Here is a 24,928-nt window from a genome sequence, read left to right as displayed (position 1 = left end):
CGGGGCATTCAGAGTTGCGCCGACAGGCGCTTGATCTCGCGGTTCAGCACGCGCTCGTTGTCCGAGTAGTCGATCGGCACGTCGATCACGTGCACGCCCGGCGACGCGAAGCATTCGCGCAGCAGCGGCTCGAGATCGTCGGCCGACTCGACGCGATGCCCGTGCGCGCCGTAGCTTTGCGCGTACGACACGAAATCGGGGTTCTGCAGCGTCATCGCGAAATCGGGAAAGTTCATGTTCTCCTGCTTCCAGCGGATCATCCCGAACGCGTCATCGCGCAGGATCATCACGACGATGTCGAGCTTCAGCCGCACGGCCGTTTCGAGTTCCTGCGAATTCATCATGAAGCCGCCGTCGCCGCACACGGCGATCACCTTGCGCTGCGGATGCACGATCTTCGTCGCGATCGCCGACGGCAGGCCCGCGCCCATCGACGCGAGCGCGTTGTCGAGCAGCAGCGAGTTCGGCTCGTGCGCACGCCAGTAGCGCGCGAACCAGATCTTGTACATCCCGTTGTCGAGACAGACGATGCCGTCCACCGGCAACGCGTTGTACAGGTCGTTCACGATCCGCACCGGGTACATCGGGAAGCGCGGATCGTGCTGGCCCTTTTCCAGATGCGCGTCGAAATGCGACTTGATCATCCTGAAGCGCTCGAAATCCCAGTGCGATTGCGGCGTCAGCGCCTCCTTCATCTGCCACACCGCATTCGCGATGTCGCCGACCACCTCGATCTGCGGGAAATAGACGGGGTCGACCTGCGCGCCGAGGAAGTTCACGTGGATCACGGTCTTGTCGTCGGTGCGCATGAAGAACGGCGGCTTCTCGATCACGTCGTGGCCGACGTTGATGATGCAGTCCGCATGCTCGATCGCGCGATGCACGAAGTCGCCGTCGGACAGCGTCGCGTTGCCGAGCCACAGCGGGTGCGTCTCGTCGATCACGCCCTTGCCCATCTGCGTCGTGAAGAACGGAATGCCCGTCTTGTCGACGAATTCGAGCAGCATCTTGCAGGTGGTCTTGCGGTTGCCGCCCGCGCCGATCATCAACAGCGGATGACGCGCGGCCTGGATCGCGTCGACCGCATGCGCGACCGCCTTCTCCTCGGCCACCGGCCGCCGGCTGTAGCTGCGCGGGATCGGCTTGCCGTCGCCCTCCTCGTGCGCGATGTCCTCGGGCAGTTCGAGGTGCGCGGCGCCCGGACGCTCTTCCTCCGCGCGGCGAAACGCCTCGCGCACGGCCGACGGGATGTTGCCGATCGACACGATCTGCCGCGTGAACTTCGTGAGCGGCTGCATCATGTCGACCACGTCGACGATCTGGAAGTGGCCCTGCTTGCTGGACTTGATCGGCTTCTGCCCGGTGATCATCAGCATCGGCATCCCGCCGAGCTGCGCATACGCGGCGGCCGTCACGAAGTTCGTCGCACCCGGCCCGAGCGTCGCGAGACACACGCCGGTGCGGCCCGTGAGGCGGCCGTAGGTGGCGGCCATGAACCCGGCCGCCTGCTCGTGCCGGGTCAGCACGAGCTTGATCTTCGATCGCCGCAGCGATTCGAGCAGATCGAGGTTTTCTTCGCCTGGAATGCCGAACACGTACTCGACGCCTTCGGCTTCCAGCGCCTTCACGAACAGATCCGATGCTTTCATGGGACTCTCGGTTATGCCGCCTGCCCGGCCTACGGACACGCGGCGTTCAGGACGCGCGCCGGCCTACGGCACGCGGACGCCTTACCTGCTGGACACAAACCACGGCACTGCTCGCCGCGCGGCACGCGATGCCGGAGCGTGATGCGCGATGCGCGGCGGCGCCTCCGGATGATGGAGGACGAACGGATCCGCCCGCGCGCGGCCAGCTCGCGCGAACGGCAAAGACGTTTTCGATTGTAGACGGATTCCTGAAATTCCGGCTTCGGCCGGATGGCCGGCTCCGCCAGCGGAAAGATCGGCCTGACGGCCAGTCAACACCCGCCGACGCGCCGGCCGGGCTGTAATGGCAACGATGTTCCATTCAACAGACATGTGAACCATGGTTGACACACTGCAATTCATGCCCTACAGTCCTCCTGCATTCAGCATCCGGACCACCGACGTCTTCGACGCCTGGTTTGCCGGCCTGCCCGATCGCATCGCCAGGCGCCGCATCCAGGCGCGCATCGACCGCCTGTCGATGGGCAATCCGGGCGACTGGAAATCCGCCGGCTCGCCCGTCGTCGAAATGCGCATCGATCATGGGCCCGGCTATCGCGTCTACTACGCGAGGCGCGGGACGATCTGGGTGATCCTGCTCTGCGGCGGCGATAAATCGACGCAACAGGCCGACATACGCGCCGCGCACGCAATGCTCGCGCACCTCGACATGGAGTGATCGATGGACAAGATCAAGACGCGGCCGTGGGATTCGGCCGAACACCTGAAAACCGAAGACGACATGGCCGACTACTTCGACGCCTGCCTGCAGGAGGCCGGCGACGATCCGGCCTTCATCGCGCACGCGCTCGGCGTGATTGCCCGCGCGCGCGGCATGTCGCAGGTCGCGCGCGATGCGGGCCTGTCGCGCGAAGGGCTGTACAAGGCGCTGTCGCACGACGGCAATCCGAGCTTCGGCACGATCCTGAAAGTCATCAAGGCGCTCGGCCTGCAATTGCACGGCGCCAAGGCGTCCGCGTGATCCGGCGGCGCGGCGTCGCGTCATGCGCGCAACGCCCGTGCCCGCGTCAGTGCAGCCAGCCGGCCGCCCAGCGCGGCGCCAGCGACACCAGATACAACCCGAGTCCGATCAGCCCGCCGACCAGCGTGCCGTTGATGCGGATGTACTGCAGATCCTTGCCGATGTTCAGTTCGATCTGTCGCGACATCTCGCGCGCATCCCAGTTGCGCACCGTGTCGCGAATGTGACGCATCAGGAAATCGGCAAAATCGGGCGCCATCTCGTGCACCGCCTTCTCGATATGCTCGTTCAGCGACGCGCGCAGCGCCGGGCTCTCGGCGAGCCGCGCGCCGAGCCAGCCGCCGAGCGTCGCGGCCTGCCGGTGCAGCGCAGAATCGGCGCGCGCGAGATCGGCCTTCAGCCAGGCCCGCAACTGGCCCCACAAGTCGCGCACATAGTCGTTGAACGCGTCGCCGTCGCGGATGTAGCGCTTGATCTCGTCGCCCTTCGCGATGAATGCGGGGTCGTGCTTCAGCCGCTCGGTCAACCGCACGACCGTCCGGTCGAAGCGTTGCCGCAGTTCATGCTCGGGGTCGGCCGCCACGCCTTCCAGCACGCGGCTCACCGCACTCGCGAGCATCCGCGCGCCGTTCTCGCCGAACCACTGCGTCGGCATGATCTTCTCGACCTTCGGGTATTGCGTCTTCAGCCATTCGACGATGAAGCCCGCGATCACCTCGCGGTTCTCTTCCTTGCCGAGCACGTCCACCACCTGTTCGATCGCGTCGTCGAGCAGCGCCTGGTGGCGGCCGTCCTTCGTCAGCGTGTCGAGGATCGCGCCGGCCGATTGCGACAGGTCGACCCGGTCGATCACCGCGCGGAACGCATCGTGGACGAACGACTGGATCCGCGCGTCGTCGGTCATGTCGAGCGCGAAGCTCATCAGCTTCGTCACGTAGCCGCCGAGCGCGTCGGTGTTCGCCGGCTCGCCGAGCCACGCGCCGAGCATCCGCGCCGGGTCGTGCTGGCGGATCTGCGCGGCGAGCGCGTCGGGGCCGAGGAATTTCTCGCGCACGAACACCGCGAGGTTGTCGGCGATCTTGTCCTTGTTCTTCGGGATGATCTCGGTGTGGCGCGACACGAACGGGATCGGCACGCGGCGGAACAGCGCGACGACCGCGAACCAGTCGGCGAGCGCGCCGACCATCGCGGCTTCGGCGACGGCCTTGAAACCGTCGACCCACGGGCCGCGCGGCAGCAGGATGGTCGTGACGAACACCGCGACGGCCGCCAGCAGCAGCCACAGCGCACGGCGCTTGCTTCGTTTCAGTTCGAGAGCTTTGTCTGGCGTCATGGAGGACGGGCGGATCGGCGATGTCGTTAATATCCCCGATTTCGCCGCAGCCGACAAACCCGCGGCCGGCGTCGCACACACGGCGCATGCGTGCCGCGTGTGCCCCGCTACATGAACGCCTTCAGACTGACCGCCGGATCGGCCAGCTTCACCGGGTCGGGCACCGCGCCTGCCGCGATCAGCCGGCGCGACGCGCCGATGTCGCGCCCGAGGTTCGCCGCGGCCACCGCGACGATTCTGCCGTCGTCGCCGAGCCCGAACACCGTGAACGGCCCGCTCGCCGGATCGCCGCGCACGACGATCGTGCGTTCGCCGCCGAACAGCCCGAGCATCTGCAGGTTGCAGTCGTACTGATCGGACCACAGCCACGGCAGCTCCGCATAGCGCTCGTCGGCGCCGAGCAGGTTCGCGGCCGCGACGGCCGGCTGGTTCTCGGCCACCTGCCACGATTCGATCCGCACATGCCGCCCGAGCAGCGGATTGAAGTGCATCGTCACCTCGCCCGCCGCGAAGATCGCCGCATCGGCCGTGCGGCAGCCCGCATCGACGCGTATCCCGTTGTCGACGTCGAGCCCGGCCGCCTGTGCGAGCTCGACGTTGGGCACCACGCCGATGCCGACCACGACGATATCGGCCGGCACGTCGCCGCGATCGGTTTCGACGATCGCGCCGCCGCCCGGTGCGCGACGGATCGTGCGCGGCAGCGTCGCCAACCGGAAGCTCACGCCGCGCCCATCGTGCAGCCGATGCGCGAACGCACCGACCACTTCCGGCAACGCGCGCTGCAGCAAACGGGGCGCCGGATCGATCACCGTCACGTCGCAGCCGAGCTGGCGCGCCGCCGCCGCGACCTCGAGGCCGATGAAGCCGCCGCCGAGCACCGCCACGCGACGCCCCGCAGCAAGTTGCGCACGCAACGAACGTGCATCGCCAACGGTACGCACGTAATGCGGCACGACGCCCTCGTCGACCGGACCACCGAACGCACGCACCCGCGAACCCGTCGCGAGCACGAGTCGCGCATACGGCAGCGTCGTCCCGTCGTCGAGGCGCACGCGCCGTGCATCGCGCTCGATCGCCTCGACGCGCGTGCCGAGCCGCAGCGCGATGCGCTGCGCGTCGTACCACGCCGCATCCCGGATGAACGCGCGCTGTTCGCCGCCATCGCTCAGCAGCGCGTCCTTCGACAGCGCCGGCCGGTCGTACGGCAGCTCGCGCTCCGCGCCGATCATCACGATGCGCGCCGCCGCATCGCGTGCGCGCAGCGCTTCGGCCGTGCGCCGCGCCGCGTGGCCGGCGCCGACGATCACGAACGGATCAGCCGACATTGACTTCCACCTGCCCGTCGACGATCCGGATCGGATAGGTCCGCACCGGCTCGGTGATCGGCGCGCATTTCGGCGCGCCCGTGCGAATGTCGATCAGCCCCTGGTGCAGCGGGCATTCGACGCAGCCGTCCTCCACATAGCCTTCGGACAAGCGCGCGTGGCCATGCGAACAGAGGTCGTGCATCGCGAACAGTTCGTCGCCGATCCGGAACACGGCGATCGGCTTCTGGCCGGCGACGCGCGCCGCCGGTTCGTCTTCGGAGAATTCGTCGAAAGCGCCGAGCGGATGCCACTCGGCCAGCGTTGCTTCGGTCATGTCGTTTCCTTGCTTCGTCGGAGCGGTCAGATCGGCGTCGCGAGCAGCGTCTGCACGCGCGACGTGTCGTAGATCACGCGCTTGGTCTTGTAGCGCAAGCCGTCGGGCGTGCGGACCACCGTGTCGTAGTACTTGCCGGCCTGGTACACGTTCGATTCGCCGTTGCTGCGCGTCTGCACGACCACGTAGTTGCTCTCGGTATCGAATTCGCCGTCGCGTTCGGCGACGATCGTCAGGCCCGACGTCATGTGCCGGTACGTATGCTCCTCGTAGATGTTCGCGTGCCGCAGCGACACCACGCGGTCGCGCAGCATCCGCTGGTTCGTGCAGTGGACGATCCCGACCGGCAGCCCGAGATCGGCGTTCTCCTTCGGCACGATTTCGTACGTGCAGTCCTCGGTGAACATCTCCGGCCAGTGTTCGAGCCGGTCGTTGTCGAGGTGCCCGATGTAGCGGTTCTGGAGCATGTAAATCTCGAACCACGTCTTCATGTCTTCCGTCATTTCTTGCTCCCGCCTCAATAGCCCATCAGCTTCTGATAGCCGACCCAGAACTTGCGGATCAGGCTCTCGGTGATCACCGTGTCCTGCTGGTCCGGATTGCCGCGCGACATCTCGATCACCGACGTCGCGTCGGCATCGCGCACCGTGCCGCGCTGCACGAGCTCGGTCGCCTCCGTGTCTTCCATCGAGATGTAGCCGGCCGGCCCGACCAGGTTCGCCTGCTTGATGCGCAGCGCGCGCAGCTCGGGCGTGTCGTCCGCATAGCCGAAGAAGTGGAAGATCAGCTCGAAGTTGTCCGGCCCCTTCGGCAAGATCTGCCGCGCGACCAGCGTGTTGTGGATCTGCTGGATCACGAGCTGCGGGAAGATCGGCTGGATATGGTTCGTGCAGTCCTCGTCGTATTCCGACACGAGATCGAGGATCGACTCGTCTTCCAGATGGAAGCCCTCGTCGAACGAACGGATGTTCTGCTGCTTGTACGCGGCCGACGTATCGTCGCCCGTCTTCGTCACCGTGATGATGCTGTGCAGCCCGTGGTTCGCATCGGGAATCGAGCGCGCCTTCATCCCGACGCGGAAGATGTTGAAGGTCGTATGGAACAGGTGCAGCATGCTCGCGTGATACGGGTCCTTCACGTTCTCCATGTACAGCTTCCAGTTCGACTTCGAATACTGGCGCGTGCAACCGAGATACTCGATCGGCTTGTGGAAGATCCGGTCGATCCACGGGCGCATCTGCTCGCCGAGATAGTCGGGCAGCGGCGCGACCTCGTCGCTGAAGGTCGCGAACACGAGCCCGCGATAGCTGTCGACGCGCAGCTTGCGCAGCCCGTGCTGCTTCGGATCGAAATCGGCCGGCATCCCGGTCATCCCCTTCTGGCCGCGCCGGAACGGCACGCCGAGCAGGTTGCCCTGGTTGTCGAAGCTCCACTGGTGATAGACGCACGTGTGCGAACTCGCGTTGCCGCGCGACTTGCGGCACACCTGCGCGCCGCGGTGCGCGCAGCGGTTCACCCATGCGGACAGCGCGCCGTCCTCGGTGCGCGTGACGACCACGGGCGTGTCGCCGACGAACGTGCTCTTGAAGTCGCCGGCGTTCGGGATTTCCGCTTCGAGCGCGACGAAATTCCACGTCGGCCCGCGGAAGATGCGTTCCTGCTCGCGATCGTAGACCGCCCGCGAGCTGAACACCTTGTACGGCACGCGCGAGCCGTCGTCGTGCGGGAAAGTCACGTCGGATGCGTCGCCGCGTGCGGCGAAAACGACGGGCGATTCTGTCTGCTCCATGTCGGACTCCTTGTCGATCCGTTGCGTTGAATGCATGGAGCCGATTTTTGAAAAGCTAATATTCGGCGTCTATCCGGAAAGTGCGATTGCGGCGGCGCAATATCCACTTTCGGCGGATTTCTGCGCTAGCATGACGGCACACGCGGCTGGCGCACGATCGCGCCCCCGTTCGCCGGATCGAAGCGCGTGCCGTCCATACCAAGGCTGAAGCCCATGTCCCCAACGTCGTTCGAGCCGCTCGCGCTGCGCGCGCACCGGCTGTTCGAATCCCGCGATCTCGACGAGACTCGCGAGCGGATCTCGCGCGTGATGCAGCCGCACGCGCTGCTGCCGAACGGCCGCGTGCACGGGGCATCGCACATGGATTTCGTCAGGCTGGGCGGGCTCGGGATCGGCACGATCGCGTTCGGCGACGCGATGCGCGTGCAGGTCGACGCAGTCGACGGCTATTACCTGCTGATGTTCTGCCTGTCCGGGCACGCGGAAGTCCATGCGATGGGGCGTCGGCTCGGCGTCGACGGCCAGACCGGCGTGCTGTGCGCGCCCGGCGAGCGCTTCGACGCGGTGCTGTCGGCCGATTGCGAACAATTCGTGCTGCGCATCGACGCGGCGACCGTCGGCTCGCTGACCGGCGACCCGCGCGCGACGCTCGATCCCGTGCTGCACGTCAGCGACGCCGCGCTCGCCGCGTGGCGCCAGCAGTTGATGCTCGTCGCGCGCTCGCCCGAGCTGCTCGAACGCGCGAACGCGAACCCGCGGGTCGCGTCGCAGCTCGAGCATCTGCTGATCGACCTGCTGATCGAAGGCCATCCGCCGTCGTCCGTGCCGCACGCATCGCACCGCGACCCGGCGCCGGGCTTCGTGCGGCGCGCGCAGGAGTTCGTCGATGCGCATTACGCGCAGCCGCTGCAGCTCGCCGATATCGTCCAGGCCGCCAACGTGCCCGAACGGACGCTGCGCGACGCGTTCCTGCAATTTCGCGGCATGAGCCCGATGCAATACCTGCGCGCGACGCGGCTCGCGCACGCGCGCGAACTGCTGCGCGGCGCGGCATCCAACCGGCGGATCGCCGATATCGCGCTCGACTGCGGGTTTACCCATCTCGGGCGGTTCGCGATCGCGTATCGGGAAAAGTTCGGCGAATCGCCGTCGGAGACGCTCGACGGGCTGCGCTGAGCGCACGTCCGCGCGTTTTCGGGCGGACGCGCCCGCGGCAGCACGGGCGGTTGCCTGTTGCATGGCACGCGCGCACGGCGACAAGCGGGCCGACGATCATTGCGGTACCGCGCGGCGCCGACCGCTTCGGTGGCTGCGGCCGTCTCCGGCACCGGTTGCTGCGATGGCGCGCGCAGCGCGAGCGGCGTCAGCGGCGTCAGCGGCGTCAGCGGCGTCAGCGGCGTCAGCGGTTAGTGCCGCTGGTGCCCATGCCTGCGCCGTTTGCGCCGGTCATGCCGGTTGCGCTGTGTCGGCAGCGCCCGCGGGCGGCAATCGCGGGCCATCCAGTCGCGACGACGCGCAGGCCAGCGCGCGTTCCACCTGTTCGAACATCGCCCGCGTGGCGGGGCTATGCGGGCACGCGCGCAGCAGCAATTCCAGCCATTTCAGCCGCCGCGCCAGCATCGGCACGACCATCGTGCGCACGATCAGCCGCTGATCCGCGTCGGACGGATCGAAACGCGCGCACGTGTCGACGAGCGCGTCGAGCGTCAGTACTGCCTGAGTCGGGTTCGTCATGAGCGTCATGAACAGATCCACCGCCCGCATCGCCGCGGACGGATCGTGAAAGTGAACGGCGAACGCGCGCGCCGGCGTGTCTGGCGCACCGGCAAGCACGTCGCCACAAGCGCGGACCGCGTGGCGTTCAAAACGCGTGCCACTCGGCGGCCCCGCCCGCTGCCGCTACCGGCACGCTCGGCGGCCGCGCCGCCGCCGGAGGCTGCACCCGCGCCGCAGGCGCAACCGCCGGCGCGGCGGGCTCGTCCGGGGAGGCCTCCGCCAGCCGGAACGCCGACATCGCCGCCTGCAAATGGCCGGCCTGCTCCTCGAGCGAATGCGACGCCGCGGCCGCCTGCTCGACGAGCGCCGCATTCTGCTGCGTCACGCCCTCCATCTGCCCGATCGCCACGTTGACCTGCTCGATTCCCTGGCTCTGCTCCCGCGACGCGGCCGCGATTTCGGCGACGATGTCGGACACCTGCTTGATCGCCTGCTTCACCTGCCCCATCGTCGCGCCGACGTCCGCGGCCTGCTGCGCGCTGTCATGGATCATCGACACCGACGCGCCGATCAGTTCCTTGATCTCCTTCGCGGCGCTCGCGGAGCGTTGCGCGAGGTTGCGCACTTCGCTCGCGACCACCGCGAAACCACGCCCCTGTTCGCCCGCGCGCGCCGCTTCCACCGCCGCATTGAGCGCGAGAATGTTGGTCTGGAACGCGATTCCCTCGATGACGCCCGTGATGTCGGACACCCGGCTGGAGCTGCTGCTGATCTGCTCGATCGTCGCGACCATGTGCTGCACGGCGTCGTGGCCGGCGTCGGCCATTCCGGTCGCGCGCGTCGCGAGCGTATTGGCCTGCTGCGCGTTGTCGGCGTTCTGCTTCACCGTCTCGGTCAGTTGCGTCATGCTCGACGCGGTTTCCTCGAGGGACGCGGCCTGCTCCTCCGTGCGAGCCGACAGATCGGCATTGCCGCTCGCGATCTGGTGCGACGCGATCGCCACCGATTCCGCGCTGCGCTTGATGCCGCGCACCGTCGTGCCGAGCTGCCGGTCCATCGTCTCCAGCGCGCCAAGCAACTGGCCGAATTCGTCGTGCGAGTCGATGTCGATCCGGTTGTCCAGCCGGCCGCCCGCGATTTCGTCGGCCACGCCCACGGCCTTGCCGAGCGGCGTCGAGATATGCCGCAGCAGATGCGCCGACGCCCACACCGCGACCAGCAGACCGACACCGATCAGGCCGATCGCGATCCACAAAATGTTGCGGAAGGTCGATTCGCTGTCGTCGACGAACGATTTCGCCTGCTCGACGTTCAGCGCGATGTCGTCCTCGAGCGCCTGCCTGAGCAGGTTCGCGGTCGGCGACAATCGCTCGATCACCGCCCTGGCCGCGTCGTGATCGCCGCCGTTCATCGCCGCGGCCACGTCGTTCACCCCGGCCCGGAACTGCGGCAGCACGCTCCGGATGCGCTCGGCGATGATGCGTTCCTTGTCGCTCGTGATCGATTCCCCGTAATAACGGCCCCAGATCGTATCGAGACGGCTTTGTTGCGTGCGAATGTCGTCGACCGCGCTGCGCATGAGCGCGGGGTCATGCTCGGCCTGCAGCCGGCGCATTTGCAACCGTATGTTGAACGCGAGCGCGCTGATTTCCGTCAATTCGACGATCGGCACCGTATTGCCCGTATAGGCGCGATGGAGATTCGAATTCAGTCTGGACAGACCGAATACACCGAACGTGCCAATTGCGACCATCAACGCGACGCACACCGCAAGGGTGGCAAAAATCCTGAACTTTATGCTTTTCGCAAATCGACTCACCTCGTTCCCCTCCGGTTTTCCAGGTCGGCAATGAATGAAAAGTGCCGCTTCATGACCCTGGTTTACGGGGAGAAAATCAGATTATTTATGATTCGATATTGCAACAATTAAAACCACACACAGCAAGAATCAATATGCGTCGCCACCCATTATCTCATTATTACGTTTATTTTTTAATACATTAAATTGAGTGCAGCCTGAGAGACGCTTGTTTCGCCGACCAGTTATCTCATTAATAGGGCGGCCGGCGCCAGCTCGACGGCACGAAGCCGCGGCGACAAGCCCGATTCCCCCTCGGAGGAGCGCGTCGAAATAGGCCGTTAGCTGCGATTCGTGCTCGAGTCAGGTCACGTCACCGGCACGAACATCTGCCGTGCAATCGCACAGAACGCCGCCGTGGCCGCGCTCTCACCGTGCAGCCGGCGGCTCATGATGATCGGTGACGTCGCGGCCGGCTCTGGCAGCCGCCGGTAAACCACCCCCTTCACGCGCACGCCCTCCACGCTTTCCGGCACCAGCGACACGCCCACCTGCGCCGCCACGAGCCCAAGCGCCGTCTGCAACTCGCGCACCTCGTGCACGGCCGCCGGCACGACCGCGCCGTCGCGCAGCGCCGACAACTGCTGATCGGCGAAGCTCGGCCGCGGCGTGCTCGGGTAGACGATCATCGTCTCGTCCGCGAGATCCGCGAGCGTCAGCGGCCGGGCCGGATCGGCGAGCCGATGCCCGAGCGGCAGCGCCGCGATCAGCTTTTCCTCGATCAACGCCTCGCGCACCAGTTGGTCGTCGTCGAAGCGCAAGCGGCCGAACCCCACGTCGATCCGCCCGCCCTTCAGCGCGCCGAGCTGTTCGAGCGTGAACATTTCGATCAGCGACAGCTCGACGTCCGGCTGCGCCTCGCGAAACGCGCGGATCACGTCCGGCAGCGCGCCGTACAGCGTCGACGGCACGAAACCGATCACGATCCGCTCCGACAGTTGCGCGAGCCGCCGCGTCAGCGGCCCCAATTCGTCGGCCTGATCGACGAGACGTTTCGCCTGCGCATGGAACACGCGCCCGGCATCGGTCAGTTTCAACGGCCGCGCGCCGCGCTCGAACAGCGGCAGCCCGATCTCCTCCTCGATCGCCTGGAGCTGGCGGCTCAGCGGCGGCTGCGTCATGTGCAGCCGCTCCGCGGCCCGTGTGATGTTCATTTCCTCGGCGACGGCGATGAAGTAACGGAGCTGACGCAATTCCATTTCATGCCTCAAAGGTATGGAAGTAGTCGGAAAGAGTGTTGGACGACGCGGGGCGGGAATTCCTACCATGTGCACCAACAGGAGGAATCGCATGATAGCAACTACCGCCACCATCGAACGCATCGAGACGCTGCTGGTCGACGTGCCGACGATCCGGCCCCACAAATTGTCGGTCGCGACGATGAATTGCCAGACGCTCGTGCTCGTCCGCGTTCGATGCACGGACGGTATCGAAGGCGTCGGCGAGGCGACGACCATCGGCGGGCTCGCCTATGGCGAGGAGAGCCCCGAAAGCATCAAGGTCAACATCGATACCTACTTCGCGCCGCTGCTGCTGGGCATGGACGCGACGCGCCCCGGCGCCGCGATGGCGCGTGCGCGCAAGCTGTTCCAGGGCAACCGCTTCGCGAAGTGCGCGCTCGAGACCGCGCTGTTCGACGCGCAGGCGCGGCGCCTGGGCGTGCCGCTGTGCGAGCTGTTCGGCGGGCGCCGGACCGATGCGGTCGATGTCGCGTGGACGCTCGCGAGCGGCGATACCCAACGTGACATCGCGGAAGCCGAAGCGATGCTCGACGCACGCCGCCATCGCGCGTTCAAGCTGAAGATCGGCTCGAACGCGGTCGCCGACGACGTGGCGCACGTCGTCGCGATCAAGCGCGCGCTCGGCGAGCGCGGCGACGTGCGCGTCGACGTGAACCAGGCCTGGAGCGAAACCGATGCGATCTGGGCCGGCGCGCGGCTCGCCGACGCCGGCGTGAGCCTCGTCGAGCAGCCGATCGCCGCGACCAATCGCGCGGGGCTGAAACGCCTCACGCAGCTCGCGCAGGTGCCGATCATGGCCGACGAGGCGCTGCACGGCCCCGTCGATGCGTTCGCGCTCGCGCAGGATCGCGCGGCCGACGTGTTCGCGGTGAAGATCGCGCAATCGGGCGGCCTGCAGGGCGCGGCGAGCGTCGCGTCGATCGCCGCGGCCGCCGGCATCGAGCTGTACGGCGGCACGATGCTCGAAGGCGCGGCCGGCACGATGGCGTCCGCCCAGTTGTTCAGCACGTTCGACTCGCTGAAATGGGGCACCGAACTGTTCGGCCCGCTGCTGCTCACCGAGGAGATTCTCGTCGAGCCGCTGCGCTACCAGGATTTCAAGCTGCATCTGCCGGCCGCGCCCGGCCTCGGCATCACCTTCGACTGGGCCCGCATCGAACGGATGCGACGCGGCGCCCGCTGACCCCACACGACAACCGAAACCGGAGACACAGATGAACAAGCAAGCCATCGACGCCCTGCTGAAGACCTTCGACGACGCGGCCGAGAAGCCCGGCAACCCGCGCGTGCGCGCGATCGTCAACCGGATCGTGAAGGACATCTGCTACACGATCGAGGACTTCGACGTGCAGCCGAGCGAATTCTGGACGGCGCTCAACTTCCTGAACGAAGCCGGCCGCGAATTCGGGCTGATCGCCGCAGGCCTTGGCCTCGAGCGCTTCCTCGACGTGCGGATGGACGAAGCCGAGGAAAAGGCCGGCATCCAGGGCGGCACGCCGCGCACGATCGAAGGCCCGCTGTATGTCGCCGGCGCGCCGGAATCGGTCGGCCATGCGCGCCTCGACGACGGCACCGATCCGGGCCAGACGCTGATCATGCGCGGCCAGGTGCTCGGCGAGCATGGCGCGCCGCTCGCGAACGCGCTGGTCGAGGTGTGGCATGCGAACCATCTGGGCAATTACTCGTACTTCGACCCGTCGCAGCCCGCGTTCAACCTGCGCCGCTCGATCCGCACCGATACCGAAGGCCGCTACAGCTTCCGCAGCGTGCTGCCGGTCGGCTACAGCGTGCCGCCGGGCAGCAAGACCGAGCAACTGCTCGACCAGCTCGGCCGCCACGGCCATCGTCCGGCGCACATTCACTTCTTCGTTTCGGCGGACGGTTATCGTAAGCTGACGACGCAGATCAACATCGATGGCGATCCGCATCTGTGGGACGACTTCGCGTTCGCGACGCGCGACGGGCTGATCCCGCCGGTGCGGCAGGCGGAGGGCGCGGAAGGCAAGCCGTACGGCGTCGACGGACAGTTCGCGCTGATCGACTTCGACTTCTCGCTGGTCAAGGAAAAGCAGGACGTGCCGGGCAGCGAAGTCGAGCGGGCCCGCGCGCAGGCGTGAGCGCCCTTCCCGTTCGACGAATCGACAACGCAAGGAGTGCAGGATGCTGTTTCATGTGGAAATGACCGTTCGCCTGCCGGCGGACATGGACCCGGTCAAGGCGGCCACGCTGAAGGCCGAGGAAAAGGCGATGTGCCAGCGGCTGATGAACGAAGGCGTCTGGCGCCATCTGTGGCGCATCGCAGGGCAGTATGCGAACGTCAGCATTTTCGACGTCGAGAGCGTGCAGCAACTGCACGACGTGCTGAGCCAGTTGCCGCTGTTTCCGTACATGGAGATGGACGTGCGGGCGCTGTGCCGGCATCCGTCTTCAGTACGGGACGACGATCGGTGATGCCCTTGCGGCCCATCATCGCCGGGCAACCGGCGCATGGGCCGCATTTTCAGTTCAAGTCGCCTGCGTCAGCGCGGTCTCTTTCGCGCCCCCGACAGCAGTGCGATCACTTCGGCCTATCCCCCGCCATCTGCAATCCGGTCGATGTCAAACCGACGCGTAGCGGCTTGTGCGGATCGAGCTTCCTTTTCTCGATGACGCGCTTCCAGCCGCCGGCTGCGTCCGGGACGCGATACAACGCGACGATCGCCACATACTCCGTCTCGCGTTGCATCGGTTGAGACAAGCTCGACGAAGCTCCGGGGTTCACGACGGCCGACATATCGGCCTGCAGATCCTGAGCAAGCACCGTCCGGTCGTTCTTCAACAGATCGTCGTACGATGCTCCGTCGAACATCTTGCGGTCCTTCAACTGGTAGACGCGAACGGCCACCGACGTCGGCCGCCCTGCGTCGTCGGGGTTCAGTTCGGCACGGGCGACCAGATCGACGTCAAGCACCTTCACCTGCTTGAAAAACACGGCGCGATACGCATTCGACGACGCGTCCGACACGGACTGCCAGGCACCGCAACCTGACAGCAGCAAGACGGCGACGGCGGTAGCCGCACTCATTCGATAGAACATGGGAACTCCGGAATCAGATCGTGCGCGGCACGAGATGCGGGTTGGGTTGCGGTACGGGGAACGCCTCGTACACGCCAAGCGCGATGCCGATCATGCGTTCATCGACCGACGGCAGCACCGTCGTCCAGCCGAGACGCGGCGCCGGGCCGGCATGTTCGACGCCGACGGTCGGATGCGGAACGAACCTTGACGACACTTCCATCCGCAAATGCACATCGGCCTTGACGCCGACATACAGCTGGATGAATGCCATCACCTCTCGATGCAGCCACGCACCGGGCAACAGGTCCTGAGCCTGCCGTTCGTCGACCGGCCGCAATGTCACGCGCACCGCGCGGCTGCGATACGCGAGACGCCTGCCGAGCACGTAACCGCCGCCGAGCCCGCCGCGCTTCCCGTCCGACAGCGCGTCCGCATCCGGCTTCGCCGACGTCAACGGCTTTGGCCGACCGCTACTCGTCGTCACCGCCCAGAATTCGTCCACCCGAACATCGGCTCCCGGCGCGGCGAGCGCCACCACGCCGGCCAGCCCTTCCGACGTGCGTGTCCGCTGGATCAGCAGCCCCAGCAGGGCAAGCATCCGGGAATCCGGCAAACCCGCACGCAAGGGCTTGTCGCCCCATCCGAATCCGGCGAGACACAACAGGCTGCGCGAATAATCGTCGACTCCGCCGACCTGGAAACGCTCCGGATAACGATATTTCTTCCATGCGCGATACAGCAGCGTCGCCACCCGGTGGTTGAACGGATCGAGAAACGCCTCGACCGCCTCATGCCCTTCCTCCCGCAGTACGATCTCGTCGATCATGTGCGACGGCATCGCCGCATCGACGCCGTAAAGCCCCATGAACGTCGTGCGCACGGTCGGCGGTGCCTCGGGGTGCTCGTCGTCGAATTCGACCGCGGCCATCTCGCCCGCCGGAAACCCCAACCGCGGACGCGGCCGGAACCGCACCGGCTCGTGCTCCGGCGTATCGCGCGTACCGAATCCGGCGCGTTCGGGCGTACACGCCTCCAGCAGCCGACAGAACTGCATGAACGTCATCTTCGGCGCTCGCTGGAACAGCATCCCGACAACCGTCGGCACCCCCTTCGACGCGGCAGCTTCGGCCACCGTCCGATCGATCGAAGCCGTCATAGCGGCGCCCGCCGAGCCTTGCTGCGCGGCCACTCCGTCCGCGACCGGGACGGCAGGCTGACGATCGCCAGCTTCGTGAACAGATTGATCTCCGCATACGCGCCGAAGAACCGATGCAGCAGCTCGCCGAACAGCATCACGTCGCCTTCGCCGGAGAACGCGTGCGAATCGAGCGTGATCTCGATCAGCACACCGCGTTCCACCGCGCCGCCCGATACTTCTTCCAGCATGTCCTGCGACACATGCAGGATGCCGGCGAGCCGCCGCCGGTTCAGCTCCTCGTTCGTCCAGTCGTACAGCGCCAACGCGCCGCGCAATACCTCCGCGTTCATCATCGACAGGAAATTCGGCGCGAGATGCGACAGCACGCGCCACTGGAAGCGGTCTTCGGTCGGCGGATACAGCGGCAACGTCGGCGCGACGAGATTGCGCACACCCCCGACGTTCGGCGTGCTGGCCGCCAGCTCGTCGAGGCTCGCCTCGCGCAGCCCCTTGCGCGGCAGCAGCCCGTTCGTCCCCGTCACGCGCAGCGACAGGCTTTCCTCGGGCAGCGTGTCCATCGACTCCCACGCGTGCCCGCCGAGGATCACCCACATTTCGTGCAACCCCGATACGCCCGAACGCACGCGCGTGTGGAAATAGCGCTCCGGCGCCTCGTGCCGCAGCATGCCGCCGCGGTGCCGGAACGTCGCGAACGGCACGTATTCGTATCGCTCGGCCGTATCGTGATCGAACGTCGCGACTGCATCGACCGAATACGTCTCGACATGCTCGCCCTGATGGCCGGCCGGCACCACGCGATATTCGGTTTCGTGATGATCGATCTCGATCGGCTCGGCATCGAGTTCGAACAGGTTGATCACCGGCGAGCAGAACAGCCGCACGTTTTCCGCGTTGAAGCGCTGGTCCGACGGATAGGCGTCCTTGAGGACCATCTCCAGCTCGAAGCGGGTCGATGTTTCCGGAAGCGTGGAGATGTCCAGCCCGCACAGATCGACGAACAGAAACTTCTCGCGGAACGTGAAGTATTCGAGCAGCAGCTGATATCCGGAGAATGCCGCATCGGCTTTGGGCCACAGCCGTTCTTCCGTCGAAAAGCCGGCCGGCTCGATCGTGACGCCCGGCAGCGGCACGGCTTCTCCGTCGCGTATTTCCGGAACGCGCCAGTGAATCGCATCGACCTGGCGCGTCAACGCAAGATGCATCGCGAATGCGGTCGGCAGATCGGCGTTCAGGTGCAGCCGCAGCCGCGACAGATCCGTCTCCTTGCGCAGCGCCGAGCCGTGCAACGCGAAGCGCAGGCGGATCACCGAACGGCCGTCGTGACGCACGGCCGGCCCGGCATGCGTGATCGAGACCGGCTGCAGCGCAACGGCCTGCGTCGTCCGATACAGACATTGCACCGTCCGCGGCGCCACGCCTTCCGCGCCGCTCGCAGACGGCACGTTGATCGGCGCGGAACGCACCGGCACGCCGGCAGGCACGACGATCGTTTTCTGAAGCGTCTCCGCGAACGGCGTCAGCTCGACGATCGACAGCGAAGGAATCATCCGCAGATAGTGCGGCCACAACAGGCTGACGAGCCCTTCGGTCAACTCCGGCAATTCGTCGTCGAGTTTCTGCCGTAGCCGGCCCGTCAGGAACGCGAAGCCCTCGAAAAGGCGCTCGACGTACGGATCGCGATCGCCGACGCGGTCCAGATTGAGCAGGCGCGCCCGATCGGGGTGCGCCTTCGCGAATTCCTTGCCGGACTCGCGCAAGTAACGCATTTCCGCTTCGTAGTAGCGCAGGATGGGATCGTCGTTGTCCATGAAAAATCCATTACGAAAGAGTCAATGCGCGCGCGGGATCGAGTACCGTGAGTTCCGCATGCAGTTCGCCGATCCGGCGCGCGAGCGCAGGCTTGTCGGCATCCTTGCGGCTGCTCGTCGCTTTCAATGCGTTGACCAGTTGTTGCTTGACCTCGAACGTCAGCGCCGGCTCCCAGCGCATCAGTGGCAGCGAGCGGGACGTGGCGTCGAGTTCGACCAGGAGCGCGAGCGCTGCATCGTGACGGCCGACGTGGTCGGCCAACCGGGCCATCACGAGCCGCTGCAAGTAGCGATGTCGATCGGTTTTCATGCCGGGCAGCGCTTCGAGCCACGCGAACGCCGCCTCGATACCCTCACGCCCCACCAGTTCGCGGGCCTGGGCTTCGATCTCCGGCCAGTCGCCGGTTGAGTCGCTTTCGCTATCCGCGGAGACCGGCAGCGGCGCAACGGCCTCTCCCGCCTCCAGGTCGCGCACGACCGCGTGCCGGGCAATCCATTCGAGTGTCGTGTCGTCGGCGAAGGGCGTGCCGTCGCTGAACGCCAGCCGTTCGATGCCGGGCAAGCGTTCGAGGAATAGCGCGAAATCGGCGCGCAGCAATGCTCGCCACGCGCCGTACGGCGTACCGACGTGATCGAGCGCCACATGCTGGAAGTACTGCAGATCGAACCACAGGTGATTCGCGCCCTCCATGAATGCGCCTTCGACCCGCTCCAGCAACTCGTGCCAGTGCTTCTGCAGCACGAGGCGCTTCATCTGCTGGCGCAACTCCGCGCGTGGGGGCGCCAGACGCGTATGCGACGCGGCATCCGCCGGCGGCACGTCGTGCAGCGTGTCCCAACGAATGCTTCGCGCGACGCGTACCGAAGGCAGGTAGCCGTTTTCCTGATCCCGCAGCCACGTCGACATCGCACGTGCCTGATCGAGCAAGTCGCGCGTCGACGCGATCGAGCCGGCTGAAATTTTGCCCGGCGCACTGGCCGGCGGCACTGCCGTGCCGGAATCGGCCCCGTGCGCCGGTGCTTCCTTTTTATCGAAGCGCGACACGAGCGGCTGCAAATTCGGACGGGCGGCGTCGGGCCACGCCTGCGTGCACGTCACGAGCACGCCGAGTGCGGCAAGCGCACGCTCGAGATCGGCCGGCGCGAAATCGCCGTGGCGGTCCAGCGCGTCGATCACACGCGCGGTGGCGAGCATGTCCAGCGCGGCTTTCCTCGCTTCGTGGCGGGCGGGCAACAGCGCCTCGCCGAACCGGTCGACGAGCGCGGCGGCCAGTTCGAGCCCGTCGGCGAAACCGGCCGGGCCGTCCTGCCGCAGGCGCGCGAACGCGTAGTAGCCGGCCACGCGCAAATCCTTTCCCGTCTCCTTCAGCAGGTGTTCGCACGCGCGGACGATCAACCCGTCGTCGATTCCCGACAGCTTGCCGGCTTCGTCCTTCATTTCGAAGAACGCTTCTTCGTAGCCGGGATCGCGCCCGCACGCATGCTCGCCCGGTATCGGCGCGATCCATGCGGCCCAGGTGTCCGTGCGTCCCCGATGGAGCGAATCGGCACGCGTGCCGCCGACAAGGGTCTTCACAAAATTGGCTAGCGTCATCGCTGGTCTCAAAAAACGAATGCGTCGCCCAGCAGCGTGAGGGCGTACCGGAACGGGCTGGCGGGTGGATCCGAAAGCGCCGACGTCGTCACCACGGGCGAGATCGAGGGCTTCGGCGGCGTCGTTCGTGTCGTCGGGACGGACGTGGTCGTTCGTGCCGACGCTCGAGCCGGTTCGCGATCGGCATTCCGGCCGGATACCTTCTCCGACGCCGCCCACCTCGCTTCATCCGGCAACGGGCTTCTGCCCGGAAGCCCCGACGGCAGCGGCACGGCCGCATGCTTCGCGGCCTCGATCGCCGACGGCGGCAACGGCGGCGGACCGCTCGCCGAAACCCGCGCCCCTGCGTTCGCCGCCGCCGTCACGAACACGCGTGCCGGCAACGCGAAATGGCGCAACTGGAGCACGTCGAGCGGGCCGGCGCCGGCTTCGCTGCGCAATTGCACCCTGAGCGGAACACCCTGGCTCGTATCCGGCGTCCAGGTCAGCAGATAGCGCGCGTTGTCCTGTTGCTTGACCTTCGCGCGCTCCAGCAGCCGGATGAAACCGAAGCGTCCCTGCGAATCGAGCGCGGTGCGCAAGCCGCCTTGCTCCGTCTGCCATTCGATGTGCGACAGATTTTCAAGCGACTGCCCCGGCCACTCGAACGGCGTCCATTCCTGCTTCTGGTTGAAGTAATGCAGTTCGCGGCCGGACAGCACGAATCGCATGTCGGTGACGCCCGGCGTCGGCTCCGGTCTCAGCTCGTAGCGCACCCGTGCATCGCCGGACGGGAACAGCACCGTCGCCGTGCGCGCGAGCTTGTTCAGCCCGTTCAGGAAAGCCGGATCGATCGTCAATGCGCCGGAGTCCGCGCCCTGCGAGGCCACCCACCGATCGCCATGCCGTTCGACGACACCGGCCAGTTGCGACGTCACGAACTGCGCGACCACGCCGCTGTCCGGACGCATGAAGCGCGCCATCTCGGGCAGCGACGCATCGTTGTCGGAATCCGCGAACGGATAACGGCCGCCGAACGTCCTGTTCCAGTCGGCAAGAATCGCGGTACGCCAGATTTCGTTCAGGCTTGCGGCGGCCGGCTGCACGATGACTTGCCAAGACTGATCGAACGGCGCACGGAACAATGCACCGAATCCGGACCATTGTTCGCCGAGGCTTGCAGCGACGCGGCTCGCGTAATCGCGACTGTCGGCGATATCGGACGTCTTGCCCTGCAGCACGGACTGCGCGGCCAGACGCGCAATCGCGTCCGGATCCGGACTGGAGACGATCTGAGCCGTTTTCAGGCGCATCGCGGTGATCCGCTCCAGGTAGCGCGCCAGACTCAGGTCGCCGGTTGCTGCGGGCGGGCTGACGCCCTTGCCGCCGGATCGCGCCACCGAAACGAGATCGCTGCCGGTCAGACGCAAGATCGGTCCGAACGCGGCCGCGAGCGGCGCAAGTGGTGGCTTCGCCTGCTTCGACGGATCTTTCTCGTCGGCGCCGACCAGTTGCTGCGCCTTACTGATCAGCGTATCGGACAGCGACTGTGCGTTGGCGCCCGTTCCCGCCTGATAGACGACCGCATTCATCAGCGCGACGAGCGGCGAGCGCTGCGGGTCGCCCAGCAGCGTGAGTTGATCGGCCGTGGCTGATAGCGTAGGTGCGGGTTGCCAACGCAGACTGTTGAGGAATAGCCCCCATGCCCGCGCGTAATCGTCGAAATAGCGCTGACGCAGTTCGGCCTTCAATGTCGACGGAGATGCATTGGCAACCTTGGTGTCGGAGAGTACCCAGTCGCTCGCCACATCGCGTTGTTCGCCGGCTTCGTCGATTGCCTTCGAGATGCGCTCTTCCCATGCTGCACGCGTGAATACGCCGGGTACCGTGGCGGTCGTGCCGAACAGGCCCCGGCTCGTTGCACCACCGGCAGAGGATTGCGACGCCGCGTCGCCGAGCAATGTCGCGAGTGATAGCGGCGGGTATTTCGGTGTCGCTTCGTCGACGATCTGCTGGTAGATCGCATCTCCCGAGTTCTGAATGCCGCGCACGCCGACAATCGTCTGGCGGGTGGACGCGATCAGCGCGCCGTCCGGCACGATCGCCGGCGCGGTGCGGTCCGCTCCGGCTCCGCGCCCGATGTGATTGGCAAGGAACGTGATCGCGTGCTGACGCATATCAGCCCATTTGCCGCGCGACAGTTGCGAACCGGCCGGGCGTTCGGGCGCGGACGTCGCGACGAGTTGCGGCGCCAGGAACGCGGCCACGGCCCGCTCGGGCCTGGCAAGCATCAGGTACGTCTTCAGCGTGTCGTAAGCGGCCTGCACCTGGGCTTCGCCGCCGCTCGCGATTTCCGCGTCGGACAGCGACGCGAGTTGATGCAGTCTTGCCTCGAGCTTCCGGCGGATCGGACCGATGAGGATACGGTTCGCGGCATCGGCGTAGTGCGGCCAAAGGGCGTCGAGCAACGCTTCGTCGCGATTCAGGCCGAAACGGGCAATCAACGGCGCGCCGGTGCGCTGACGGATTTCGAGCGTGTCGATCTGGCGATCGAGGTCGGTGAGCGTTTGCAGCGACTGTGCCGGGTTCAAGGCGCCAGTGAGCTTCGCAACCGTATCCGTTGTACCCGAGATCGTTGCACGGTTGCCGAACCCGGACAGCATCGTGCCGACGAGCCAGCAGCCGATCAGCACGGTCGCCATCCACGCCGCCGTGGTCGATAGCGAAAAGCCGATGCGGCGGCCGTGTACGTTGCGGCTGTGGGCGGCGACGGTTTGCCAGATGGTGCGGTGGTGGGGATTGTCGGGCGTATCGTCGCCGTTCTCGATACTGGAATCCGGCGACATCACGTCACGCTCCTTGAACAGCGGCGCAAACATCAGACCGTGAACCGCATGCCTCCAGATACTGGATTCAGACGCTTGCCGCACCAAGTTCGACAGCGCCTCGTGCAGCCTTGAAACATGCTGGGACAATTCCGCGGGATAACGATCGCGGGCATCCGCGGCGAGGCGCGCGACACCCGCATCCGCGAGGTTGCCGGCGAGGTTCCGCAGCGATACATCGATCGCTTCTCCGCTCATCGACGTGTTGGCCCACGTCAAGCCGATGGCTTCGTCTGGATCCAGCCACTCGCTACCGAAATCCGTGACATTCAGAAGGTAAGCGGGCGCGGCCCAGCGTAGCGCGCGCGCATGGCGCGCTAGACGCGTAGCGAGCTCATCAGTGTCGAACGCAGTATTCGCGGCGCTACGGTTGCGGGTAACCGCTACGATCGCATCGATCGGACGGCGCCGCCGCAGTCGGCGGATTTGATCCAGCCATTCGGTGTCGAGTTGGTCGCGGGTCTGGTTTGCATGCAACACGACCGTGTTACCGAGAACGATGTACCCGATGTCGGCCAGTTCGGGCGCGAGACGCCTGACGAGAGGCGTGTCTCCGGCGACAAGCAGCCAGCGGTCACGATAGCCCCAACGCCAGCCGTAGCGGTTACGCAGAACCTCGCGAAGCGCAGCAGCGCGATTGATCTGTCCTGGTGACAGGTTCGGATCGTTGCGCTCGCCGGATTCGGCGCGCTTTTCGGCATCGAAACGAGCGAACCATCTGGACGCCCTCAACACCGCAATCTTCAGCAATACCCACTCGAAGAACTTGACCGCCAGGATTGCCAGCAGCAACGCACATGCCAACGCAAGCTGGCCGATGATCAGGATTTCGCGCGACCACCCGCGACGAGGCCCCTCCACCCACACTGCGATACTGAGTGCCAGGAATACGATGACGGCCGCGACGCCAATGAAGAAACCGGCCGATCGTGTTTTGTTCTCGCTTTTGTCGTTCATGTCCGTTTTCTGCATACGAGTGCGAAAAGTTCCTCATCTTCGCCACAAAGCACCAATTGCGGATCGCCCGTCGTCCGGGCCGCTTCTGCAGCGAGGGCCACGGCCAACCAGGGCCCTGCGCCCGAACAGTCGCCCACCGCTGTCTCGAGCGCGATCCAGCATGCGTCGTCCGGCAACGGCGCCGCTTGGCGAACGCTACCGATACCGTCGCCGACCAGGCCATGCGTCCATACCGTACGCAGACGGTCGGACGGAGTTTGTCCCCACCGTGCAGCAAGCTCGAGTGTTGCGGCAGGAGAAGCGAGCGAGCCTTTGGCAGGCCGATGCAAAAGAAGTCCGGCGGACATCGGCGACGACTCGGGGCGCGAACGCTTGACCAGCAGCGCGACGCCTGCCTCCGCAACGCCGTCGGACAGTACCGAGCTGATTGCATTGCGAAGCTCGACGGCGACCAGAAGGTGGGCGCTCCCGGCGTCTCGGTCGTCGTGCCAGGCATCCGCTTTGAAGACCGTGAGCGCGGGTTCGCTGGCTCCCATCTCCACGTTCAATGCAGGGGCTTGTTCAGCGAGTAGATTCAATATCTGAGTCCCGACGACCTCGTGCTCGAGCCACGATTGGTGACTCAGTTCGACGTAGAGTCTCGTTCCCCGTGGCAGCGCGCGGAGCTGCGGCAGCAGGCCGTCTATCAGGCGCTCGAGCAGCCATGTACAAACCGAACGATGGCGAACATATTCCGAGATTTCGTTACCCGGATAGAAACGAATATCCGGAAGGTTGAGCCAGCGTGCATTGACTTCTCTATCCGCCACTGCATCGCTTGGTCGCGATTTCGTTCCTTCGACTCCCGTCAGTATCTGTTGGAGTGAGTTTTCGGAATCGTTCGTGGAGACGCACCAAGCATGACCTACGATCGTCAAAGGTATGGCTGCCATTGCGTGGCACGCCTGTTCTGCGTCATCGCTCACGCGATTGGTCGCAATCGCCTGATTGCGACAGGCATAGCCGTATCCGAGCCACGCAAACAGCAGGAATGCCCATGCCAGAAATGGGTAACCCGCGACGCAAAACCAGAACCATGGCGTGTTCGCAGGGCGGTCCGTCGACCAGAGCGCGATCGTCAGTCCGGCTCCCGCTCCCATTACGAGTACCAGCAAAATCGTCCAGACGAGCGCCGAGACCCGGGGCGCAGCCGGCACCTTCACGCGCGGCGGCACACGATTGAAGTCGATGGGCATTG

The 24,928-nt window shown here is 66.0% G+C and carries 21 protein-coding genes; 6 read left to right on the top strand and 15 right to left on the bottom strand.

Annotated elements, in window-relative coordinates; genetic code table 11:
• Positions 1-8: 8 nt before the first annotated feature.
• Complete coding sequence (locus tag CFB35_RS19315; RefSeq protein WP_059639075.1) at positions 9-1,649, bottom strand: acetolactate synthase large subunit; 1,641 nt, start codon at positions 1,647-1,649, stop codon at positions 9-11.
• A 400-nt stretch (positions 1,650-2,049) separates the two neighbouring features.
• Here CFB35_RS19315 and CFB35_RS19310 point away from each other — a divergent pair, with 400 nt between their 5' ends.
• Positions 2,050-2,367, top strand: coding sequence for a type II toxin-antitoxin system RelE/ParE family toxin (locus CFB35_RS19310; RefSeq protein WP_060163117.1), 318 nt, complete (start codon positions 2,050-2,052; stop codon positions 2,365-2,367).
• A gap of 3 nt (positions 2,368-2,370) precedes the next feature.
• The gene (locus CFB35_RS19305) at positions 2,371-2,670 is read left to right on the top strand and encodes an addiction module antidote protein (RefSeq protein ID WP_059573746.1); all 300 of its coding nucleotides are present in this window, start codon (positions 2,371-2,373) and stop codon (positions 2,668-2,670) included.
• Positions 2,671-2,716: 46 nt separating this feature from the next.
• Here CFB35_RS19305 and CFB35_RS19300 read toward each other — a convergent pair whose 3' ends face one another.
• The 5 genes from CFB35_RS19300 to andAc form a co-directional block, all read right to left on the bottom strand.
• Positions 2,717-4,003 (bottom strand): DUF445 domain-containing protein, encoded by a 1,287-nt coding sequence (locus tag CFB35_RS19300; RefSeq protein WP_089465445.1) that lies wholly within the window; start codon positions 4,001-4,003, stop codon positions 2,717-2,719.
• A gap of 107 nt (positions 4,004-4,110) precedes the next feature.
• The gene (gene andAa, locus CFB35_RS19295; protein WP_089465444.1) at positions 4,111-5,331 is read right to left on the bottom strand and encodes an anthranilate 1,2-dioxygenase system ferredoxin--NAD(+) reductase; all 1,221 of its coding nucleotides are present in this window, start codon (positions 5,329-5,331) and stop codon (positions 4,111-4,113) included.
• Positions 5,321-5,647 (bottom strand): anthranilate 1,2-dioxygenase ferredoxin subunit AndAb, encoded by a 327-nt coding sequence (gene andAb / locus CFB35_RS19290; protein ID WP_039344765.1) that lies wholly within the window; start codon positions 5,645-5,647, stop codon positions 5,321-5,323. Before andAb ends, andAa begins: the two co-directional genes overlap by 11 nt.
• Before the next feature lie 26 nt (positions 5,648-5,673).
• Positions 5,674-6,150 carry an anthranilate 1,2-dioxygenase small subunit AndAd gene (gene andAd / locus CFB35_RS19285; RefSeq protein ID WP_006479528.1) on the bottom strand — a complete coding sequence of 159 codons (477 nt, stop codon included), beginning with the start codon at positions 6,148-6,150 and terminating at the stop codon, positions 5,674-5,676.
• A gap of 14 nt (positions 6,151-6,164) precedes the next feature.
• Positions 6,165-7,436, bottom strand: coding sequence for an anthranilate 1,2-dioxygenase large subunit AndAc (gene andAc, locus CFB35_RS19280; RefSeq protein WP_034174903.1), 1,272 nt, complete (start codon positions 7,434-7,436; stop codon positions 6,165-6,167).
• A gap of 213 nt (positions 7,437-7,649) precedes the next feature.
• Here andAc and andR point away from each other — a divergent pair, with 213 nt between their 5' ends.
• Positions 7,650-8,612 (top strand): anthranilate 1,2-dioxygenase regulatory protein AndR, encoded by a 963-nt coding sequence (andR, locus tag CFB35_RS19275; protein WP_059573743.1) that lies wholly within the window; start codon positions 7,650-7,652, stop codon positions 8,610-8,612.
• Positions 8,613-8,882: 270 nt separating this feature from the next.
• On the opposite strand, the gene CFB35_RS19270 is transcribed toward andR, so the two are convergent.
• From CFB35_RS19270 to CFB35_RS19260, 3 genes are all read right to left on the bottom strand, one after another.
• Positions 8,883-9,269 (bottom strand): hypothetical protein, encoded by a 387-nt coding sequence (locus tag CFB35_RS19270; protein ID WP_226094226.1) that lies wholly within the window; start codon positions 9,267-9,269, stop codon positions 8,883-8,885.
• Between the two features lie 28 nt (positions 9,270-9,297).
• Positions 9,298-10,971: a methyl-accepting chemotaxis protein gene (locus CFB35_RS19265; protein WP_059573742.1), complete on the bottom strand. Its 1,674-nt coding sequence runs from the start codon at positions 10,969-10,971 to the stop codon at positions 9,298-9,300.
• A gap of 347 nt (positions 10,972-11,318) precedes the next feature.
• Positions 11,319-12,209, bottom strand: coding sequence for a LysR family transcriptional regulator (locus tag CFB35_RS19260; protein ID WP_059573741.1), 891 nt, complete (start codon positions 12,207-12,209; stop codon positions 11,319-11,321).
• A gap of 91 nt (positions 12,210-12,300) precedes the next feature.
• On the opposite strand from CFB35_RS19260, the gene CFB35_RS19255 reads away from it, so the two are divergent.
• From CFB35_RS19255 to catC, 3 genes are read left to right on the top strand one after another with little or no spacing between them, the layout of a single operon-like run.
• Positions 12,301-13,434, top strand: coding sequence for a muconate/chloromuconate family cycloisomerase (locus CFB35_RS19255; RefSeq protein ID WP_059573740.1), 1,134 nt, complete (start codon positions 12,301-12,303; stop codon positions 13,432-13,434).
• A gap of 31 nt (positions 13,435-13,465) precedes the next feature.
• Positions 13,466-14,368, top strand: coding sequence for a catechol 1,2-dioxygenase (gene catA / locus CFB35_RS19250; RefSeq protein ID WP_059573739.1), 903 nt, complete (start codon positions 13,466-13,468; stop codon positions 14,366-14,368).
• A 43-nt stretch (positions 14,369-14,411) separates the two neighbouring features.
• Entirely contained in the window at positions 14,412-14,702 is a 291-nt protein-coding gene (gene catC, locus CFB35_RS19245; protein ID WP_059573738.1) for a muconolactone Delta-isomerase, read from the top strand.
• 106 nt (positions 14,703-14,808) lie between these two features.
• Here catC and tssJ read toward each other — a convergent pair whose 3' ends face one another.
• The 6 genes from tssJ to CFB35_RS19215 form a co-directional block, all read right to left on the bottom strand.
• Entirely contained in the window at positions 14,809-15,327 is a 519-nt protein-coding gene (gene tssJ, locus CFB35_RS19240; protein ID WP_059573737.1) for a type VI secretion system lipoprotein TssJ, read from the bottom strand.
• A gap of 13 nt (positions 15,328-15,340) precedes the next feature.
• On the bottom strand, positions 15,341-16,396 hold the full coding sequence (gene tssG / locus CFB35_RS19235) for a type VI secretion system baseplate subunit TssG (protein WP_226094229.1): 1,056 nt from the start codon (positions 16,394-16,396) through the stop codon (positions 15,341-15,343).
• A 65-nt stretch (positions 16,397-16,461) separates the two neighbouring features.
• Positions 16,462-18,276 carry a type VI secretion system baseplate subunit TssF gene (tssF, locus tag CFB35_RS19230; protein ID WP_059573736.1) on the bottom strand — a complete coding sequence of 605 codons (1,815 nt, stop codon included), beginning with the start codon at positions 18,274-18,276 and terminating at the stop codon, positions 16,462-16,464.
• Between the two features lie 10 nt (positions 18,277-18,286).
• Positions 18,287-19,870, bottom strand: a complete 1,584-nt coding sequence (gene tssA / locus CFB35_RS19225) for a type VI secretion system protein TssA (RefSeq protein ID WP_059573735.1) — start codon at positions 19,868-19,870, stop codon at positions 18,287-18,289.
• An 8-nt stretch (positions 19,871-19,878) separates the two neighbouring features.
• The gene (locus CFB35_RS19220) at positions 19,879-23,691 is read right to left on the bottom strand and encodes an ImcF-related family protein (protein ID WP_059608795.1); all 3,813 of its coding nucleotides are present in this window, start codon (positions 23,689-23,691) and stop codon (positions 19,879-19,881) included.
• A complete protein-coding gene (locus CFB35_RS19215) occupies positions 23,688-24,926 on the bottom strand; it encodes a hypothetical protein (RefSeq protein WP_081068165.1) in 1,239 nt (412 codons plus the stop codon). The genes CFB35_RS19220 and CFB35_RS19215 overlap by 4 nt, the downstream gene beginning before the upstream one ends.
• Positions 24,927-24,928 lie beyond the last annotated feature (2 nt).

Source organism: Burkholderia sp. AU16482 (assembly GCF_002223285.1).
GTDB lineage: Bacteria > Pseudomonadota > Gammaproteobacteria > Burkholderiales > Burkholderiaceae > Burkholderia > Burkholderia semiarida.
The sequence above is the reverse complement of the archived record's forward strand: the minus strand, read 5'-3'. Positions and strand labels throughout refer to the sequence as shown.